1 protein-coding gene is annotated in these 306 nt (G+C 57.8%); it reads right to left on the bottom strand.

What is annotated here, in order from left to right; translation table 11 throughout:
* Positions 1-228, bottom strand: a 228-nt coding sequence (locus PAT3040_RS37140; protein ID WP_181376682.1) for a hypothetical protein, incomplete at its 3' end; no start/stop codon positions are given.
* Between the last annotated feature and the right edge of the window lie 78 nt (positions 229-306).

Genomic DNA, 306 nt, shown 5'->3' with positions numbered 1-306 from the left:
GCCGCCCGCCGCGAAGCCGAGGCCGGTTAACCGGCCTTCATGCTTCGTTATGGCAATGACAGCCTGGCCGTGACCGCTGCCGTCCGTCTCCAGCCAATCGGGCTCCATATCTCTTAGCGCGCGAAGTGAAGCGGCCGTAATCCGTTTCTCTCCATGGCGCAAAACGAAGCCAAGCAGCCTCCTCCTTTCCGCACGCCATATTTCCGGTGTCAGAAGCTGCAGTTCCATGCTAAGCGCCTCCCGCTTTGTTCGATTTTTTGCGAGCCAGATAAGCGCTGTATTGGAAAATACGCTCCAGCGACTTCT

Source organism: Paenibacillus agaridevorans, assembly GCF_003112455.1.
GTDB classification, from domain to species: domain Bacteria; phylum Bacillota; class Bacilli; order Paenibacillales; family Paenibacillaceae; genus Pristimantibacillus; species Pristimantibacillus agaridevorans.
This window is presented reverse-complemented; position numbering and strand designations above follow the sequence as displayed.